The following is an 18,856-nucleotide window of genomic DNA, read 5'->3' as shown; positions in this document are numbered from 1 at the left end:
GCGTCTGCCGTCACCTAGTGACCGCAGACGCACACACTGTCGTTCTCAGACCTTTCGCTCCGGCCGGTCGGTCGTCGTCACGGAGCAGGCGGTCGCGCACGCCGACCCGCTGACGGCGACCAGGCCGAGCATGCGGCCCACCATGCCGCCGGCGACCTCCGTCGAGAGGTAGCGGCCGTCCAGCTCTCCGAGCAGCACGTCCTGCTCGTCGAGCACCACCAGGCCGCGCAGCACGTCCGGGCCGGTCGTCGGCGCGTGGAACGGGCCGTCGTCGTCGACCGTCTCGATGACCAGGGTCACCGGGTCGGTGCTGCTCAGGTCGGTGGTGCCCAGGTCGGTGGTGCCCAGGTCGGTGGTGCCCGGGTCGGTGGTGCTCAGCGTCCGACGGCCGAGCTCGATCTCGTGGCCGCCGATCGTGGCGACGCAGCGGACCAGCGTCGACCCCGCTGGGTCGTCCGACACGGTCGTGGCCAGCACCGAGAACGTGTGGTGCGGGTCCATGCGCGCCTGGACGCCGGCGCTCGACGCGGGTGCGGGCCTGCGGCCGTCTCGAGGCTCCTCGCCGGGCCTCGTCGCACCTCGACCACCGGGGCGCGTCAGCTCGAGGGTGGCGGTGAGCCGGGAGGACGCGTGCTGCTGGCGACGTCCGACGAACCGGGACCGCTGGGTGCCGTCGGGAAGGGTCTCGGCGCGCAGCAGCCAGCCGCGCTCGGTGGGCTCGGGGCGCCACCAGGACGACGGCACGCACCAGGTCGCCGGGAGGCGCGGGTCCCGGCCGATCGGCAGGACGTCGGAGCAAGCCTGTGGCTGGGGCACGAACGGCGAGGTCACCACCGGCCAGCCGTCGACCCAGGTCACCCGGGAGGCGAACGTCTCGCGGCCGAGCACGTGGAACATCGGGCTGGAGCCGCGCGGTCGGACGCCGTGGAAGACGATCGCCCAGTCGTCGACCTCCGCCCCCGGGAAGGCGCCGGAGAGCGGCACGAGGTCGGCGTGGCCGACGTTCTGCACGGGGTGGTCGGTGCCGCGGGTGGTGAGGAGGGGGCCGTGCGGGCAGGGCTCCCACGGGCCCTGGGGCGAGGGTCCTCGGGCGAGGGTGACGGCGTGGCCGCGCTCGGTGCCGCCCTCGGCGATCAGCAGGTACCAGTGCTCGCCGCGGCGGTAGAGGTGCGGTCCCTCGGGGAACTGCCCGCCCGTCCCCCGCCACAGGGCGACCCGCTCGGAGAGCAGCGAGCCCGTCCACGGGTCGACCCGCTGCTGGACCGGCCCCTGCGGACCGCCGGGCCCGAACCCGGCCAGCGAGAGGTAGCAGGTGCCGTCGTCGTCCCAGGTCAGGTCGGGGTCGATGCCGGGCGCGGCCACGCGGACCGGGGTGCGCCAGGGGCCCGCCGCGTCGACCGCGGACGTGATCAGCTGCCAGCCGCCGTCGGCGAAGTTCGTCGTGACCAGCCAGAAGCGTCCGTCGTGGTGGCGCAGGGTGCAGGCGAGGACCCCTGAGGACGGCGCCGCCCCGGCGAGGTCGAGGTGGGCGGGCTCGGCCAGGGCGTGGCCGACCAGCTCCCAGGTGACCAGGTCGCGCGAGCGGTGGATCGGCACCCCGGGCGTGAGCTCGAAGCTCGACGAGGCGACGTAGAACCACTCCCCGACGCGGCAGACGGTCGGGTCCGGGTGGAAGCCGGGGATCACCGGCTCGGTGCCGACGGGCGAGCCCAGCAGGGCCGGTACCAGCGGGGCGGGTGCAGCGGCCGGCGGCGACGCGAGCGTCATGACGCGTGGTGGCAGGACACCTGCGCCTCGCCGAGCAGCCGCAGGGCGGGCCGCTCGGTGCTGCACGTGTCGGTGGCCAGCGGGCAGCGCGAGGCGAACGGGCAGCCCGCGGGGTCGGCCGACGCGGTCGACGCCGAGCCCACCCCGAGCCGCTCGCGCGCGAGGCGTCGCTCGGCCTGCTCGCCGGGCCGCGGCACGGGCGAGGCCGCGACGAGCGCCTGCGTGTAGGGGTGCCGGGGTCGCTGGGTGACCTCCTCGGCCGGCCCGGACTCCATCACCCGACCCCGGTAGAGCACCACGACGTCGTCCGAGAGGAACCGGACGACCCCGAGGTCGTGGGCGACGAAGAGGAACGAGTAGCCGTGCTCGTCGCGCAGGTCCGCCAGCAGGTTGAGCACCTGGGCCTGCGTGGAGAGGTCCAGGGCGCTCACCGGCTCGTCGAGGACGACGACCTCAGGCCGGCACACCAGGGCCCGGGCGATCGCCACGCGCTGGCGCTGACCGCCGGAGAACTGGCCCGGGTAGCGGTCGACGACCTCGCCGGGCAGGCCCACCTGCTCGAGCACCTCGACGGCGCGCTCGCGGGCCTGCGCGGCCCCGAGGCCCTGCAGCCGCAGCGGCTCGGCGAGGGTGTCGCCGATGGTGCGGGTCGGGTTGAGGGAGGAGTAGGGGTCCTGGAAGACGACCCGGAGGTCGGCGGCCACCGCGCGGCGCTCGCGTGCCGACGCGGAGGTCAGGTCCTGCCCGCGGAAGGTCACCGTGCCGTCGCTGACGGCCTGCAGGCCGAGGACGGCCTTGGCGATGGTCGACTTGCCCGATCCGGACTCCCCCACCAGACCCACGGTGCGCCCGGGCGCCAGCACGAGGTCGACGCCGTCGACGGCCGGCGCGGACGCGCGGCGGCGCAGGCGCCCGGGCGCCCGCCCGTAGCGGACGACGAGGTCACGGACCTCCAGCGCAGGGACGACGGCCGAGGCTGAGGGGCCGGGAGTCGGCAGTGTGGCGCTCATCGGGGGTCCTCCTCGGGGGCGGCGGTCAGGGAGAGGTCGTCCGCGCGCACGCAGCGGACGGCGTGGTCGGGTACGGCGCCGACGGGGACGCCCGGCGCAGCCGTGAGCACCAGCGGCTCGGCGCACGCCCGGGTGGCGAAGCGGCAGCGTCCGGCGAACCGGCAGCCGGAGGTCCACGCCGCCGGGGCAGGCACGGTGCCGCCGATGGAGGGCAGCCGGTGCGGCAGGGCCTCCCCCTCGGGCACGTGCGGGTTCGCCTCGAGCAGGGCGGCGGTGTAGGGGTGCGCGGGCGAGGCGAGGACGGCCTCGCAGGACCCGGACTCCACGACCTCGCCGGCGTACATGACGTTGACGTCGTCGCACAGGTCGGCGATCACACCCAGGTCGTGGCTGACGATGACGACGGACAGGCCGGTGTCGGTGACCAGCGAGCGCAGCAGGGAGAGGATCTCGGCCTGCACCGTCACGTCCAGCGCGGTGGTCGGTTCGTCGGCCACCAGCAGCCGCGGCTCGCCCGTCAGGGCCAGCGCGATCGCGACCCGCTGGGCCATGCCGCCGGAGAGCTGGTGGGGGTAGGAGTCGAGCACGCGCGCTGCGTCCACGATGCCGACCTGGGCGAGCAGGTCCGTGGCGAGGCCGACCGCCTCGCGGCGCGAGACGCCCCGGAAGCGGCGCAGCGGCGCGACGAGCTGGGAGCGGACGGAGAACATCGGGTCGAGCGCGACCATCGGCTCCTGGGAGATCATCGCGATCTCGCGCCCCCGCAGGCGGCGCAGCGCCTTGTCGGCGGACGCACCGCCGGCCAGCAGGTCGGTGCCCTCCCAGCGCAGCGCGCCCTGGGTCAGCCGCACGCCCGTGGGCAGCAGCCCGAGCAGCGAGCGGGCGGTCATCGACTTGCCACAGCCGGACTCCCCGACCAGGCCGACGACGCGGCCGGCGCCCACCGAGAAGGACACCCCGGTGACCAGCTCGGGGCCCTCGGTCGTGGCCACGCGCAGGCCCTCGACCTCGAGCAGCGGGGTGCCGGCGCCCGCGGGCACGGCCAGGCGGACGTCGTCTGCGCGACCGTGGGTGGCGCCGAGGAGCGTGACCCGCCCGGACCGGCGGCCGCTGCTCGCGTGCCCGGAGACCGAGGCCGCGTGCGCGGCGATCCCGTCGGCGACCGCGTTGGCGGCGATGACGGTGAGGGCCAGGACGACGCCGGTCGGCACCATCATCCAGGGCGCGGTGTAGACGTAGCGGGAGGCGACGGCGATCATCCCGCCCCAGCTGGGCTCGGGGTCGGCGGGGCCGAAGCCGATGAACGCCAGGCCGGACTGGATGAGGATCGCGACGCCGAACAGCTGCGCGGCCTGGACGGCGACGACGCTGGCCATGCCGGGCAGCACGTGCCGGGCGTTGACCATCCAGGACCGCAGGCCGTCGACGCGGGCGGCGTCGACGTAGAGCCGCTGCCGCACCGACTGGGCGACGCCCAGCAGCACCCGGTAGACCGCGGCGGAGATGAGGACGCCGAGGACGGCCATGATCCAGTAGGTCCGCACGCCGATCACGCCGATGACCGCCAGCATGATGATCGTCGCCGGCAGCGCCAGGAGAACCTCGGAGACGCGGCTGGTCCACCGCTCGACGCGGGGCCCGCGCTCGGCGGCGGCCAGGGCGAGCGGCACCGCGATCACCAGCGCCACGAGCACGGTGACCAGCGAGGCGGTGAGCGCGACGCCGGCCGCGGCCACGATGCGGGTGAGCAGGTCGCGACCCAGGTCGTCGGTGCCGAGCCAGTGGTCGGCCGAGGGGCCCTCGAAGCGGCGGGCGAGGTCCTGCTCCGCCGTGCCGTAGGGCAGCCACAGCGGCGAGGTGAGGGACGCCGCCAGCACCAGCAGCAGCCAGGTCAGGCCGATCGCCGGGCCGGGTCGGCGCAGCGCGGCCAGGCGCGGGCCCCGGGGCACGCGGCGCACCTGCTCCGGGGGCGGCGGGACCGGCATGGCCTGGGCTCCGGGTGCCGGCGGCACCGGCGTCGCGGCCGGCAGGTCGGGACGCTGGTCGGTCGGGCTGGTCATGCGGTCCTCACCTTCGGGTCGAGGGCGGCGACGACGAGGTCCAGCGCGAGGTTCACGAGGACGACGACGAGCGTGGCGACGATGACGACGGCCTGGACGACGGGCGCGTCCTTGGAGGAGACCGCGGCCGCGGCTGCCTGGCCGAGGCCGGGCAGGGCGAACAGCTGCTCGATGATGATCGAGCCGCCGAAGAGGACGATGAACTGGATGCCGAGCACGCTCACGACGGGCACCGAGGCGTAGCGCAGGGCGTGCACGTAGCGGACCTTCCACTCCGGCGTGCCCATCGCCCGCAGCGTCCGCACGTGCTCGGCGCGCAGCGCCTCCTCCAGCCCCGTGGTGGCGGTGCGTGCGACGATCGCGGCGCCGCCGACAGCGAGGGTGAGCACCGGCAGGACGAGGCTGCGGGCCCAGCCGGCCGGGTCCTCGCCCAGGGCGGTGTAGCCGGTCGCCGGGACGAGCCCGAGGCGGATCGCGAGGACGTAGGTGAGGACGACGCCGACCCAGAACTGCGGCAGCGAGAGGCCGATGCCGGCGCCCGTGGTGGCCAGTCGTCGCACCCAGCCGCCCCGCACCGCGGCGGTGACGCCGAGCAGCACGCCCAGGATGCCCGAGGCCAGCGTGGCCAGGGCCGCGATGCTGGCCGTCACCGGGAGGCGGGCGGCCATGTCGTCCGCGATGGAGCGGCTGTCGGCGAGCGAGACCCCGAGGTCGCCGGTGAGCAAGCCACCGACGTAGTCGCCGAGCTGGACGAGGAGCGGGTCGTCCCACCCCAGCTCCGCGTTCTTGGCGGCGATCGCCTCCGGGGTGGCCGACGGCCCGAGGACGACGGCGCCCGGCGAGCCGGAGCCGGCGTGCACCAGCAGGAAGCTGATCAGCACCGCCGCGGCGAGCGTGGCGACGCCCATCAGCAGGCGGCGCAGGACGAAGGCGGTCACGAGGGTCCTCCCGGGAGGGGTCGGGGACGTGCGGGCCCCGGCCGCGTCGCCGCTGGTCACAGCGGTCGACGCGGCCGGGCGTGCGGCTCAGGAGGCCGGCTGGAAGCTGGTCAGCAGCGGGTACCTCAGGGTGCCGGGGAAGACCGGCTCGGCGAGCTTGTCGGCGTCGTAGCCGACCGAGGTGAAGGACTCGTACAGCGGCACGTACCAGCCCTGGTCGGTGATGGCCCGGTCGAGGGCGGTGAGCGCCTCGGTGCGGGCGGCGTCGTCCTCGGCGCCCTGCGCGGCACCGACGGCGGCGGTGATCGCGTCGTCGCTGGCGCCCTGGAAGTTCATGAACCCGCCGACCACGACGCCCTGGACGAAGCCCAGCGGGTTGCCGATGGCGAACTGTCCGAAGCCGAGCGGCGTGGTGTTGACCGAGGCGAACGCGGCCTCGGTGGAGGCGGCCTTCTCGATCTGCATCTCGACGCCGATCTCGGCCCACTGCGCCTGGATGGCCTGCAGGTCGGTGTCGTTCTGGCCGAGGGTGATCATCGGGAACGAGAAGCCGTCGGGGTAGCCGGCGTCGGCCAGCAGCGCCTTGGCGGCGTCCGGGTCGTAGGCGTAGTCGTCGAGCAGGGTGTCGTCGAAGCCGTCCGCGCCGGCCGGGAAGAGGCTGGCGGAGGGCACGGCACCGTCGTGCAGCGCGGCGATGGCCTCGCGGTCGACGCCCAGGTTGAGCGCCTGGCGCACCTCGACCGAGGCGAAGGGCTCGGACGTGGCGCCCAGCTTGTCGAAGACGGGCAGGCCGGTCACGAGGCCGCCGTTCTCGACGATGGCGGCACCCTGGCCCTCCACGAACGAGACGGTCTCGGGGTCGAGCAGCACGGCGTCGACCTCGCCGGAGACGAACGCGTTGGCGCGGGCCTGCGGGTCGACGATGGGGGTGAACGTGATCTCGTCGAAGCCGTAGTCGCCGGCGTCGGGGTCGTCGGTGACGAGGTCGACGACGTAGGAGGAGCCCTTCACGGTCTCGTCGGAGAGCGTGTACGAACCCGAGCCGTCGGGCGTGGTGGCCAGGCTGTCGGGGTCGGAGAGGCCGTCCGGGCCGACGATCATGCCGGGCTGGTCGGCCAGCAGGGCGGCCGCGCCACCCTGCGGCGCGGCGAAGGTGATGACGACCGTGTCCTCGCCCTCGGCGGTGACGTCGCTGATCTCGGTCTCGCCGCCCGCGGCGAAGCCCACGTACGCGGCCAGGGTGGGGTCGTCGCGGCGGTCGAGGTTGTCCTTGACCACCTGGGCGCTCAGCGTGCTGCCGTCGCTGAAGGTCGCGCTGGTGTCGAGGGTGAGGGTGAGGACGCTGCTGTCGTCGTTGAACGAAAAGTCGGTGACCAGGCTCGGCTGGGCGTCACCGTTCTCGTCCATGACGAAGAGGGAGTCGTAGAGCGAGCCGAACATCAGCCGCTGGGAGTCGCCGGCGTAGAGCAGCGGGTCGTAGCCCTGCGGCGCCGGGTCGTAGTCGTAGGCGAAGGCCAGGGCGCCGTCGTCCGCCGAGGAGCCGTTGTCGGCGGAGGACCCGCCGCCGCACGCGGCCAGCGCGCCGGCGGCCAGCACGGCCACCGAGGCGGCGGCCAGCGCACGTCGGGGTGCACGGCGGGGTGCACGGCGGGGTGCTCGGGAGAGGGAAGGTCGAGGCGTCATTGCGGGGCCTTTCGGACTCGTCGTGCTCGTCGTCGGGCGGCGGTCGTCGCCGCACCGGTTGGCCCCGAGAGTGATGCGCGTCTCACCGTGACGCGTACCATGTTGCCGACCAATGGAACTCCGGCACGGCTGTCGGGGAACGGGGAACGTCGGCCCTCGGGCCGGACAGGGGGCGACATGACGCAGGTGGAGCAGGACCTGCCCGCTGACGACGGCACCGCCACCCGGGCGCGCGGCAAGCGCCCACCCCAGGGCGAGCCGGTGATCGACCGGGCGTTCGCCCTGCTCGACTGCTTCGACCTCGACCACCGGTTCCTCACGCTCGGCGAGCTGTCGCGGCGCAGCGGCATCCCGGCGTCCTCCGCCCTGCGCCTGGCCGGCCGCCTGATGGCCTGGGGCGCGCTGGAGCGGGACGACGCCGGCCGGTTCAGCATCGGTGTCCGGCTGTGGGAGGTCGCCTCCCTCGCCCCGCGCGGCCACGGGCTGCGCGACGTGGCGCTGCCCTACCTGCACGACCTGGCGGAGGCCACGCGCGAGCACGTCCTGCTGGCGGTGCGCGACGAGCGCCAGGGCCTGCTGGTCGAGCGCATCTCCGGGCACCGCGCCACCGAGGTGCTCTACCGGGTGGGCGGGCGCCTCCCCCTGCACTCCACGGGCGTCGGCCTGGTGCTCCTGGCCTTCGCCGAGCCGGACTTCACCGAGCCGTACCTCGACCTGCCGCTGCGCCACGACCCCGAGCAGACGCTGGTCGACAAGGCCAGGCTGCGTCGGACCCTGGCCGAGGTGCGTCGGGAGCGGATCGCGATCTTCCGTCGCGCCGTGCCGAGCCCCGTCCTCTCCGTGGCGGCCCCGATCTGGGACGCGGACGACACCGTCGCGGCCGCGCTCTCCGTCGTGGTGCCCGACCAGACCTTCGACGCACGCCGACTGGCACCAGCCGTGCAGACCGCCGCGCGCGCCATCTCCCGCGCGCTCGGCGCCCAGCGGGCAGTGGGCCGCACGACCTGACCACTTTTCATTGACCGGCACGAGGGGTCGGGCAGGTGGCGAGCGGGACCCACCCTGTCCGACGTGACGCAGACCACGCCCTCGACAGGCCACTTCCCCGCCTCGGCGACCGACGCCTGGACCGCACCCACCGACGTGCCCGTCCTCGTCGTCGGCGGCGGGCCCTCCGGGCTCGCCGCCGCGATCGAGCTCGGGCGGCGTGGGGTGGAGGTGCTCCTGGTCGAGCCCCGCACGGAGCGCGACGCCCTGCGACCCCGGGCCAAGACCACGAGCGTGCGGACGATGGAGCACCTGCGCCGCTGGGGGCTCGCCGAGGCGCTGCGCGCAGCCGCACCGATCCCGGTCTCCCACGCCCAGGACGTCGTCTTCTGCACCGCCCTGCTCGGGGAGGAGATCACCCGGTTCCCGCACGCCTTCGGCCTGCGCCCCGAGCGGCACGACGACTTCGCCGAGCCCGGCCAGCAGGCGCCCCAGCCCGTGGTCGAGGAGGTCCTCCTCGAGGCCGCGCGGCGCACGCCCGGCGTCCGGGTGCTGGAGGGCTGGCGGGCGGTCGCGGTGGTCGACGGGCCGCAGCACGCGGACGCCGTCCTGGCCGCCCCCGACGGCAGCGAGCACCGCGTCCGCGCCGACTGGCTCCTGGGCTGCGACGGCTCGGCGGGTCTGTGCCGCAAGGCCGTCGGCGCCCGCTACGAGGGCTCCTCGGGCGCCCGCCCGAACCTGTCGATCACCTTCCGCGCGCCGGCGCTGGAGACCGCGCAGCCGTGCGCGCTCGGCATCCACTACTGGGTCGTCGGCGAGCCCGGCGGCCTCATGGGCCGCCTCGACCTCGACGGCACCTGGTGGGCGATCGTCCAGGGCACCGACGGGGCCGGCCACGACCCGGCCGCCCTCGTCCGGGCGCTGGTCGGGGACGACTCCCTCGAGGTCGAGGTGCTGGCCACCGATCCCTGGAACGCGCGGATGCTCCTGGTCGACCGCTACCGCGGGCAGCGGGTGCTGCTCGTGGGCGACGCGGCGCACCTCAACCCGCCGTGGGGCGGCCACGGCTTCAACACCTGCCTGGCCGACGCCGTCAACGTCGCGTGGAAGCTCGCCGGCGTGCTGGCCGGCTGGGCCGACGAGGCCCTGCTCGACACCTACGAGACCGAGCGGCGCGGTGTCGCCGCGGCCACGATCGCGGCCGCGGGTGCGCAGGAGGCCTTCCTCGCACCGAGCCTCACCGGCCCCGATGCCGAGGCCGCGCTGGCCGCCAAGCGTCCCGAGTTCCATTCCCTCGGCCTGGTGCTCGGCTACGACTACGCCGGCTCGGACGCCGTCGTGGCCGACGGGTCCGACGCGCCGGCCGCGTCCGTGACCGACTACGTTCCCAGCGCCCACCCCGGCGCTCGTCTTCCGCACCACTGGCTGGGCGACGGTCGATCCGTCTACGACGTGCTCGGCGCCGGGTTCACGCTGCTCCGGCTGGACCCGACGGCCTCCCTCGACGCGGTCGTGGCAGCCGCGGGTGCCTGCGGCGTCCCCCTCGCCGTGGTCGACCTCGACCCCGCGCAACGGTCGCGCTACGGGGCCGGTCTCGTGCTCGTGCGCCCGGACCAGCACGTCGCCTGGCGCGGCGACGCCCTCGACCAGGCAGTCGCCGCGGGCGTGCTCGCGCAGGTGACCGGGTCGCGCAGCAGCCGGGTGCAGCCGGCCTGAGGCCAGGCACCGCAGGCACCTGCCGGCACAGACGGCACCGGCGGACGCGCGAAGGCCGCCGACCCTCCTCGGGTCGGCGGCCTTCCTGCACGTGGGCGCCGGTGCTCAGCCTTGACCGGTGCTCAGGCCGGGACGGGCGCCTCCTGCCCGCAGGTGGCGACGGCCCGGAGGAACCCGGTGGCCAGCGCGACCGCGTCGTCGCCGGCGCCGTAGAGGTGGAAGTCCGGGCGGACGAGGACGGCGCTGACCCCGAGGTCGGCCAGCCAGGTCGTCCAGGTGCCGTCGACGTCCTCGGCGAGGAGCACCTCGGGTGAGGGGAGTCCGTCGAGCGCGACCGGGGTGATGCCGAGCGAGCGGAGCCCGGCCAGGGTGTCGGCGTCGAGCCCGGCCAGCTGCGCGGCGTCGCTGACCACGAGGGCGCCGGGGCCGTCGAGGGCGTCGTCGGCCAGCCGCGGCTCCTCGCCGCCCACCGACAGCCGCGCCTGGATCGCCAGGGCGCCGCCGTGCTCGCCGGCGTGCAGACCCTCGCCGAGGCCCGGCCGCGGCGGGGCCGGAGGCTTCATGCCGGCGGCCCACTCCGCGATCATCCGCTCGTCGCGGGCGGCCGCCTCGGCCTCGTCGGTGAGGCAGATGACCTTGCCCAGGCCGACCGAGAAGTCGATGAACGCGCGGGCGTGCGGGAGGCGCTCGGCACCATAGGTGTCCAGCAGCGCCTCCGGGGCGCGGCCGCTGAGCACGGCGTCCAGCTTCCAACCGAGGTTCATCGCGTCACGCACGCCGGCGCCGAGTCCCTGACCCGCGAACGGCGGCATGAGGTGCGCGGCGTCGCCGGCCAGCAGGACCCGGCCGTCGCGCCAGCGCGTGGCCCAGCACGCCTGGAACGTGTAGACCGAGTGCCGCTCCAGCACCGAGTTCTCCTCGGTCAGCCCGTACGGCTCGAGCAGCTTCCAGGCGGTCTCGGCGCGGTTGAGCTCGTCCTTGGTCTCGTGCGGCAGCCGCATGAACTCCCAGCGGCGCCGACCCGGGCCGCCCGGCACCATCGTGGCGGGGCGGTGCGGGTCGCAGTTCTGCCGGGCGACGTGCGGGAACTCCAGCGCGGGGTCGGGGATGACGTCGACGACGAGCCAGTCGTAGAAGAAGCCGAGGTCGGCCCACTCGATGCCGCTCCAGCGGCGCACGGCCGAGTTCGCACCGTCGGCGCCGATCAACCAGGACGCCCGGACGACCGCCTCCTCGTCGCCGTCGGTGGCCCGCAGCGACAGGGTCGCGCCGTCGGCGTCCTGCTCGATGCCGGTGGCCTGCCACCCGCGGCACACGGTGACGCTCGGCAGCTGCGCGACCAGGTCGTCCAGCTTGTCCTCGAGTGCGGGCTGGGAGAAGAAGTAGGTGTTGTACCAGCCCGACTCGCCCAGGCCCGACCAGTCGACCTCGACCAGCGAGCGACCCTCGGCGTCGCGCCACACGTACATGTCGTCGTAGGGCTGGGTGACCTCGCCGATGGTGTCGGGGCCCAGCCCGACCGACTGCAGGATGCGGGCGAAGTCGGAGCAGTGGGTGACCGCGCGGGGCAGCGGGTAGCCGGCCAGGTTGCGGTCGACGACCAGGACCCGGTGTCCGGCCCGGCCGAGCCGGAGCGCGAGCAGCTTGCCGACGGGGCCGAAGCCGACGATCGCGACGTCGGCGGTGGCGGGCACAGCGCCGGACGGCGCGGCGGCCGAGGTCGCGGCGGGAGTGGTGTCAGGGGTGGGCACGGGGCACCTCCGAGGGGCTCGGTGACGGACGGGCGAGGAGATCGGGGACGTCGCCGGCGGGCCGTGCGACGTGGCGTCCACCACGATGCGGCGCAGTGTGGCCCGCGTCACTTCACCGTCCAGGATTCCGGGACGAGCCCATATCGGTGACCTCCGTCCGGTGAGCACCATGACCTCCGTCACACCGGCTCACGGGTCGTCCGTCCCGGCCGCCCAGGCCAGGCCGCTCCCCCGCCCGCCCGACTCATCGTGGAGGTCCCACATGCACGTCCCCGCTACCGGCGCCGACCAGGCGTCCCTCGAGCACCGCTCGAACCCCGCCGTCATCGTCCTGTGCATGGTCGTGACGGTGATCGAGGGCTACAACCTCATCGTCTTCGGCTCGGTCGTGCCGCTGCTGCTGGACGACCCGTCCCTGGGCGTGACGCCCCAGTCCATCGGCACGGTGGGCGGACTCGTCTACATCGGCGCCGTGCTCGGCGCGCTGCTCGCGCCGCTCCTGGCCGAGCGGCTGGGCCGCAAGCAGGTGCTGATGGCCGCGATCCTCGTCTTCGCCGGCGGGGCGCTGCTCACCGGCCTCGCCGAGAGCGCAGGCGTGCTGGGCGCCGCCCGCTTCCTCGCCGGTCTCGGCGTCGGCGGCGCGCTGACCACCGCGATGACTGTCGCGCGCAACAGCGCCTCCTCCCGCCGCGCCTCCCTCGTCGTCACGATCACCATGGCCGGCATCCCGCTGGGCGGCGTCGTCGCCGCCCTGCTCGCCGTGCCGGTGCTGCCCGCGTTCGGCTGGCGCCCGATGTTCTTCGTGGGCGCCGCGATGGCCGCCGCGATCGCGGTCGCCGTCGCGCTGATGACCATCCCGACGGACTCCCCGCAGGAGGTCGCCGGCCGCGGGTGGACGACGGCGCAGAAGCTGCGTTCGGTGCTCACCGGCCGCGGCCTGGTCGTCGCCGTCCTCGTGGCCGTCTGCGCGATCGGCAACATGGTCGCCTGGCAGGGCCTGAACGTCTGGGCCGCCGAGGCGATGGTGCAGCTCGGGTTCTCCCTGCGGGCCGCCCTGCTGTTCACGTTCGTGCTGACCGGCGCCGCGGTCATCGGCTCGTTCGCCACCGCCTGGTCCGCGGACCGCACCGGCCCCGCCCGCACCGCGGTCGTCACCGGGACCTGCACCCTGCTCGGGCTGCTCGGGATGGCGTTCCTGCCGACCGGCGTCGCGGTAGCCCTGGTCTGCATCGCCCTGATGGGCATCGGCGGCCACTCGACGATGAACCTGGTGCACACCACCACCTCGAACATCTTCCCGCTGCCGGCCCGTGCCACCGCGCTCGGCTGGTCGAACTCGACCTCCTTCATCGGCGCCTTCCTCGGGCCGACCATCGGTGGCGCCGCCATCGCGACCGGTGGCTCGACCGGCCTGTTCAGCACCTACGCCGTCGCCGCAGCCGTCACCCTGGCCGGACTCGTCGGCCTGATGCTCGCCGACCGCGTCTCCCACCACGGGCACTTCTCGGCCCCGGCCGAGACCCTCGAGCCTGCTCCGGCGGCCGCGGCGCTCTGACGCCTCCGGCGACACGCCCCGCACTCCCTCCCTGCACGACCCTGCACGACCCTGCACGACCCCGGTCGGCCTGGGGTCGTCTTGACGTGGGCTTGAGGTCGAGCCGTGCATCATCGTCGCGCGCCGGGAGGAGCGTCCACGCCACCGGACGAGTCTCAGCCTCCTGGCGCACCGCTTCCTCGGCCGGCGACTCCCCCCTTGCAGCCGGCCGAGGAAGGACCACCACGCTCTCGGGAGGCACGCATGACCCAGCACGACGCACGTCCCCTGCCGCGCAGCCTCGCCGCCGCCGACTTCTACGTGCCCCGCCCGAACGGGACCACCAAGAACAGCGACGTGTCGTTCCAGTACTTCACCTACGGCAAGCGGATGCGGTTCAAGCTCGCCGCGCACTACGTGCTGCACCGCGACCGCATCCGGATCAAGCACAGCACCGAGGACGGCCGCTGGGTGAGCGTGTGGCGCGGCCGCGGCGACGACGTCGCCCTCGTCTACCCGAACGTGCGGATCCACCCGAAGGGCCTCGGCAAGGAGTGGAAGATGACGTTCCGGCGCACGCTGGACGGCGTCACCTACCGCCACGAGACGACCCCGGTGCGGCTCAGGACCCCGCGGTGGGTCAGCAACCCGGTCACGGTCACCGGGGACGACCCGGTCTCATCGATGGACACCACGCCCACCCGGACGCTGGCCGCCCGCGAGTCGATCGACCTCGACGTGACCTTCACCCGGGCCGACGGCCGCGAGGTAGAGAAGACCTACGGCGTCACCTACGTGCGTCGGCAGGGCTACCGGTGGTTCACCGAGCACGGCACGCACCTGGTGGACGCCGACACGCTCACGATCTGGGCCTCGACGAAGGCCGGCGGCTGGACGGTGCTGACCAAGGCCAACGGCTCGGACGTCGGCGGCCCCGGTCTCATCCAGGCGCGGATGGGCTCCCAGCAGCGCTCCTACGTCCTCGCGTGGACGCGGAAGGTCTCCGACGACGAGCGGGTCCTGCGGCACACCGAGGCGTTCACCCTGGCGCCCCAGGACTCCTGAGACGGACGACGCCGTCCCGCACGACGACGTCCCGCGCGCGGCTCGGGCGGGTCAGCGCGCGCCCGCGAGCGCGCGCTGGGCCCGCGCGGCCGCGACGTCCACGGTGGCGCCGGGCAGCCGGGCCAGCGAGCCGACGGCGAGGTCCCACTTCTCGGCCAGCAGGTGGGAGGCCATGACCACCGAGACGGCCTGCAGCGCGCCGGTCGGCCCGAGGTAGGCGGTGGCGACGGCGGCGATGCCGCGGTCGTGCTCCTCGCGGTCGACGGCGACCCCGGTGCGTCGCACCTCGTCCACCTGAGCGACCAGGCGGTCGACGTCGGTGATGGTCGCCGGGGTGAAGGCGCGCAGCGGACCCTCGAGCAGCTCGCGCACCCGCGCGTCGGGCAGCTGGGCGAGCAACGCCTTGCCGATGCACGAGCCGTGCAGCGAGAAGGACTGCCCGACCTTGGTGACGCCGCGCAGCCGAGCGGGGCTGGCGATCTGGTCGACCACGACCACCTCCCGGCCGGAGAAGACCGCGAGGTCGACGTTCTCGTTGACCTCGCGGGCCAGGACCGCCAGGTGGGAGCGGTTCGCGGCGAGCAACCGCAGGTGGCTGCCCATCCCGAACTTCAGGAGGCCGGGTCCGAGCACGTACCCGACGGTCTCGGGCGAGCGCACGACCAGCCGCTCCTCCTCCAGGGACTGCAGGACGCGGTGCGCCGACGAGCGGGCCAGCCCGGTGCGGGTCGCCAGCTCGGAGACGGTCAGCGGACGCCGGCTCTCGGCGAGCGCGTCGAGGATCAGGGTCGCGCGGTGCAGCACGCTCACACGGGCCCCCTCACTCGGTCCAGGTGCGGGTGACGACGAGCTCCTCGATCCGCCACGGGTCCTCGGCCACGACCAGGTCGTACTCGCCCAGGGTGTGCAGGCGCGGGGCGCCGTCGATCATCCAGCGAGTGTAGGTGGCGTGGGCGCGCCAGCGGCCGGGCTCGGGCTGCCCGTCGGGGCCGACGGCCGGCTCGACCACGAGGTTGTGCACGTCGTGGCGGTGGCCGACGACCGAGCCCCACAGCCCGGCGAGGAACGCCGAGGCGTCCTCGCGGCGGTCGAAGCCGCCGGCGGGGAAGACGACCCTCGCGTCGCCGAGCAGTGCCACCCCGGCGCCCACGTCGCGGGCGTCGGCGATGCCGACGTAGGTGTGCAGCAGGTTGGCGACCTCGTGCCGGGCGGCGGCGCCGCTGGTGAAGCCGACGAAGGACGGCGAGGTCGTCACCGCTGGGCCTCCTGCCACTGGCGGACCCACGCGCGGCCGTAGTCGTTGCCGTGCGGGGTGCGCAGGACCGTGTGGATGTGGAACGTCTGCGGGGTGTCGTAGTCGAGGAAGACGCCGCAGTGGTGGTCGAGCTCGGCGATGACGACGGGCGACTGCACGCGCACGTAGAAGACGTCGCCGGGCTGCCAGCCGCCGATCCAGGACACCCAGGTCTCGTCGAGGTGGGCGGCGACCTCGCGCACCCGCGCGGCCCGCGGACCGGCGGGCAGCACCGAGCAGAACTCCTCGACCAGGGCGAGGACGAGCGCACGGGCGTCGTCCGGCATCGCGGCCACGGGAGCGCCCTCGAACGGGATGACGCGGTTGTCCTGGAACGCCCCGGCCAGGTGCCGCTCGTCGCCGGGGTGGACGCGGCCCTCGGGCATCGCGGGGTCGACCATCTGCTCGTAGGCGATCGCCTGCTCCCGCTGCTCGGCCGGCAGGGCAGCCATGAGCGCCTCGGCGAGACGGATGCGCTCGCCGAAGACGCCCGGGCCCTCGTGCGGGCCGGCGTCCACGCAGTCGGGCTCGGCGCCGAGGAACATCGGGGAGACGATCATCCGGCCCTCGACGACCAGGCAGTTGACCGCGCAGTGGTGGCCGAAGAGCTGCCAGCCCCACGGGGCGCGCAGGTCGGGGGTGCCGTAGAGCGCGACGTTGTAGCTCCACTCGTTGAGGATGCTCGGCAGGTCCACGACCTCCCCGAGGAACCCGTTGATCACCATCATCCGGTGCGCGGCGTGGAAGCCCTCCTCGCTGAGCGAGGCACGCAGCAGGTCCAGCGTCGCCTCGCGCACGGCCTCCGGCTGCAGCTCCAGACGCAGGCCCGTGTCGAACTGCATGAACTCCGGGTTGGCCCAGGTCTGCCACTCGGGGGCGTCCACGGGGTGGTTGACCCGGGCGCGCCCGGCGTCGTCGAGCAGCCCGAGGAGTCGCTCGGCGGCGGCGACCATCGCGGCGACCGGGGCCTCCTCGCCGGGCGCGGCGGGGGTCAGGTCGTAGAGGCCCTCGCGCAGCGTGCCGTCCTCGGTGACCCCGCGGAACTCGTTGAGGTACAGCGGCGTCCAGCCCTGCACCAGGCCGCCGGTGAACGCGTCGTGCCGGGCGGCCTCGCGGTAGGCGTAGCAGTCCAGGCCCCGCACGTCGGCGTAGCGCGGGTGGTCGTGGTCGAAGAGGAACTGCCGGAAGGCCGAGGGGTCGGCGGCCACGGCTTCGGCGCGCGTCGGCTGGGTGGCGGTCATGGTGTCCTCCGGTGGCGGTGAGTGGGTACGGCCGGGGCCTCGGGCGGCCGTGCGGCCTGCCGAGGTGCGGTGGTGACGGCCGCCCGGGAGGGCGGCGGGTGACTAGTCGGAGTGCTGGTGGCGTCGGACGGCGGCGGCGACGGCGTCCAGGTCGCCGGCCGCGATGGCCTCGACCAGGTCGTCGTGCACCGCGACGCGCTCGAGGCGGTAGTCGGGACGCTCGTCGTCGGACCAGGTCGCCCCGGCACCGGTGAGGTGCCCCAGCGTGCTGGTGTAGACGGCGCGCGCCATGGCGTTCGGGCAGATCGCGGCGATCCGCTCGTGCAGGGCCCAGTTGGCGGCCATGAAGGCGGACCAGCCGTCGGCGTCGGCCAGTCGCGACTGCAGGTGCCGCAGCGCGACGACGTCCTCGTCCGTGCGGCAGCGGGCGGCGCCGCTGGCGACGAGGAGCTCGAGGTGGTCGCGCAGCTCGATGGCGTCGACGACGGTCGTGGGGTCCTCGTCCACGGCCAGCAGCGTGTGCCGCAGGCGGACGACGGGCCCGGCCTCGGCGACGAAGAGCCCACCGCCGCGCCCGGGCCGGATCACGAGGATGCCGCGGTCGCGCAGCAGCCGGACGGCCTCGGAGACGGTCGGACGGGAGAAGCCGCTGCTGGCCCGCAGGTCCTCCAGGGTGCCGACGCTCGTGCCCGGCGCCAGGCGCTCGCCGCGGATGCGGCGCTCGATCGCGGCGGCCAGCTGCTCGGCGCGGGAGCGCGGAGTCAGATCGGGTGAGACGTCGGTCATAGGGGAAGTTCTACCAGCAACCGTTTAAAAGATATAGATGTTTTAGAGGTTTTGTGCGACCGTCGTCACACGCCCACGCCGTCCGAGGAGGACACCCCATGCAGGAGATGCCGGAGAACCCCCAGCCCCAGCGCCGCGTCGTCGGTCTCGCCGACCCCGCGGGAGGCGTCCTCGTCGGCGCACTCTCCGCCGACGGCAACGAGGTGAGCGTGCTCGCGGGCCTGGAGGAGTTCTGGGGCGACCCGGCGCACTACCTCGCCCTCGAGCCGACCGGGTCGGCCCTGCCGGCGTCCGAGGTGACGTTCGTGCCGCCCGTGCTGCCCGGCGCCCGGGTGATCTGCATCGGCCTGAACTACCTCAAGCACGTGGCCGAGGGCTCCTACGCCGGTGACGGCGTCCCGCCCTACCCCACCCTCTTCGCCCGCTGGCCCGCCTCGCTCTCGGTCGGTGGCGCCGGCATCCCCGTCCCGGTCGACGAGGACGGCCTGGACTGGGAGGGCGAGGTCGTCGCCTACGTGGGCGCCACGCTCGTGGACGCCTCGCCCGAGGATGCGCTGGCGGCCGTCGTCGGCTACTCGACGTTCAACGACGTCACCTCGCGGCGGGCCCAGAAGCTCACCTCGCAGTGGATTCTTGGCAAGAACGGCGACTCCTCCGGCCCGCTGGGCCCGATCGTCCCCGCCTCGGAGGTCGGCGACCTGCGTGACGGCCTGCGGGTGCTGACCCGCGTCAACGGCGAGACCGTGCAGGAGGGGCGCACCGACGAGATGGTCTACACGGTCGGCGACACGCTCTCGCTCATCTCCCGCACGTTCACCCTGCGCCCCGGCGACCTGCTCGCCACCGGCACGCCCTCCGGCGTCGGCTACTCGCGCACTCCCCCGTGGCTGCTGCAGCCCGGCGACACCGTCGAGGTCGAGGTCGAGCGTCTCGGCACCCTGACCAACCACGTGGTCGACGGCTCGGCCCGGCACGCCTGACCCACCGCCCCACCTGCCCCACCCGGGCGGTGCGAGCGCGCCGC

Annotated in this window: 15 protein-coding genes; 5 read left to right on the top strand and 10 right to left on the bottom strand. The window is 74.5% G+C overall.

Translation table 11 applies throughout. The features are described from left to right. Nucleotides 1-45: 45 nt before the first annotated feature. The 5 genes from M8330_RS14130 to M8330_RS14110 form a co-directional block, all read right to left on the bottom strand. Complete coding sequence (locus M8330_RS14130) at nucleotides 46-1,767, bottom strand: glycoside hydrolase family 43 protein (protein WP_250827858.1); 1,722 nt, start codon at nucleotides 1,765-1,767, stop codon at nucleotides 46-48. Further along, nucleotides 1,764-2,777: an ABC transporter ATP-binding protein gene (locus M8330_RS14125; RefSeq protein WP_250827857.1), complete on the bottom strand. Its 1,014-nt coding sequence runs from the start codon at nucleotides 2,775-2,777 to the stop codon at nucleotides 1,764-1,766. The genes M8330_RS14130 and M8330_RS14125 overlap by 4 nt, the downstream gene beginning before the upstream one ends. Beyond that, entirely contained in the window at nucleotides 2,774-4,837 is a 2,064-nt protein-coding gene (locus M8330_RS14120; protein WP_250827856.1) for a dipeptide/oligopeptide/nickel ABC transporter permease/ATP-binding protein, read from the bottom strand. The genes M8330_RS14125 and M8330_RS14120 overlap by 4 nt, the downstream gene beginning before the upstream one ends. Further along, a complete protein-coding gene (locus M8330_RS14115) occupies nucleotides 4,834-5,775 on the bottom strand; it encodes an ABC transporter permease (RefSeq protein WP_250827855.1) in 942 nt (313 codons plus the stop codon). Before M8330_RS14115 ends, M8330_RS14120 begins: the two co-directional genes overlap by 4 nt. A gap of 87 nt (nucleotides 5,776-5,862) precedes the next feature. Continuing rightward, nucleotides 5,863-7,458 carry an ABC transporter substrate-binding protein gene (locus tag M8330_RS14110; protein WP_250827854.1) on the bottom strand — a complete coding sequence of 532 codons (1,596 nt, stop codon included), beginning with the start codon at nucleotides 7,456-7,458 and terminating at the stop codon, nucleotides 5,863-5,865. Nucleotides 7,459-7,635: 177 nt separating this feature from the next. On the opposite strand from M8330_RS14110, the gene M8330_RS14105 reads away from it, so the two are divergent. Further along, the gene (locus M8330_RS14105) at nucleotides 7,636-8,466 is read left to right on the top strand and encodes an IclR family transcriptional regulator (protein WP_250827853.1); all 831 of its coding nucleotides are present in this window, start codon (nucleotides 7,636-7,638) and stop codon (nucleotides 8,464-8,466) included. 63 nt (nucleotides 8,467-8,529) lie between these two features. Next, nucleotides 8,530-10,161, top strand: coding sequence for an FAD-dependent monooxygenase (locus M8330_RS14100; protein WP_250827852.1), 1,632 nt, complete (start codon nucleotides 8,530-8,532; stop codon nucleotides 10,159-10,161). A 122-nt stretch (nucleotides 10,162-10,283) separates the two neighbouring features. Here the strand turns inward: M8330_RS14100 and mhpA are convergent, their stop codons facing one another. After that, the gene (gene mhpA, locus M8330_RS14095; RefSeq protein WP_250827851.1) at nucleotides 10,284-11,912 is read right to left on the bottom strand and encodes a bifunctional 3-(3-hydroxy-phenyl)propionate/3-hydroxycinnamic acid hydroxylase MhpA; all 1,629 of its coding nucleotides are present in this window, start codon (nucleotides 11,910-11,912) and stop codon (nucleotides 10,284-10,286) included. Nucleotides 11,913-12,174: 262 nt separating this feature from the next. Here mhpA and M8330_RS14090 point away from each other — a divergent pair, with 262 nt between their 5' ends. Both M8330_RS14090 and M8330_RS14085 read left to right on the top strand, forming a co-directional pair. Further along, nucleotides 12,175-13,467, top strand: a complete 1,293-nt coding sequence (locus tag M8330_RS14090) for an MFS transporter (RefSeq protein WP_250827850.1) — start codon at nucleotides 12,175-12,177, stop codon at nucleotides 13,465-13,467. 243 nt (nucleotides 13,468-13,710) lie between these two features. After that, the gene (locus tag M8330_RS14085; protein ID WP_250827849.1) at nucleotides 13,711-14,511 is read left to right on the top strand and encodes a hypothetical protein; all 801 of its coding nucleotides are present in this window, start codon (nucleotides 13,711-13,713) and stop codon (nucleotides 14,509-14,511) included. Nucleotides 14,512-14,562: 51 nt separating this feature from the next. Here M8330_RS14085 and M8330_RS14080 read toward each other — a convergent pair whose 3' ends face one another. From M8330_RS14080 to M8330_RS14065, 4 genes are all read right to left on the bottom strand, one after another. Beyond that, entirely contained in the window at nucleotides 14,563-15,321 is a 759-nt protein-coding gene (locus M8330_RS14080) for an IclR family transcriptional regulator (protein ID WP_250827848.1), read from the bottom strand. A 10-nt stretch (nucleotides 15,322-15,331) separates the two neighbouring features. Next, the gene (locus tag M8330_RS14075) at nucleotides 15,332-15,766 is read right to left on the bottom strand and encodes a nuclear transport factor 2 family protein (RefSeq protein ID WP_250827847.1); all 435 of its coding nucleotides are present in this window, start codon (nucleotides 15,764-15,766) and stop codon (nucleotides 15,332-15,334) included. Next, nucleotides 15,763-17,046 carry a DUF3500 domain-containing protein gene (locus tag M8330_RS14070; protein WP_250827846.1) on the bottom strand — a complete coding sequence of 428 codons (1,284 nt, stop codon included), beginning with the start codon at nucleotides 17,044-17,046 and terminating at the stop codon, nucleotides 15,763-15,765. The genes M8330_RS14075 and M8330_RS14070 overlap by 4 nt, the downstream gene beginning before the upstream one ends. 102 nt (nucleotides 17,047-17,148) lie before the next feature. Continuing rightward, the gene (locus M8330_RS14065; RefSeq protein WP_250827845.1) at nucleotides 17,149-17,832 is read right to left on the bottom strand and encodes a FadR/GntR family transcriptional regulator; all 684 of its coding nucleotides are present in this window, start codon (nucleotides 17,830-17,832) and stop codon (nucleotides 17,149-17,151) included. A gap of 98 nt (nucleotides 17,833-17,930) precedes the next feature. Here M8330_RS14065 and M8330_RS14060 point away from each other — a divergent pair, with 98 nt between their 5' ends. After that, nucleotides 17,931-18,812, top strand: coding sequence for a fumarylacetoacetate hydrolase family protein (locus M8330_RS14060; RefSeq protein ID WP_250827844.1), 882 nt, complete (start codon nucleotides 17,931-17,933; stop codon nucleotides 18,810-18,812). The last annotated feature ends 44 nt before the right edge of the window (nucleotides 18,813-18,856 follow it).

It is taken from the genome of Nocardioides bruguierae, from assembly GCF_023656415.1.
In the GTDB taxonomy this organism is placed as follows: Bacteria; Actinomycetota; Actinomycetes; order Propionibacteriales; family Nocardioidaceae; genus Nocardioides; species Nocardioides bruguierae.
This window is presented reverse-complemented; position numbering and strand designations above follow the sequence as displayed.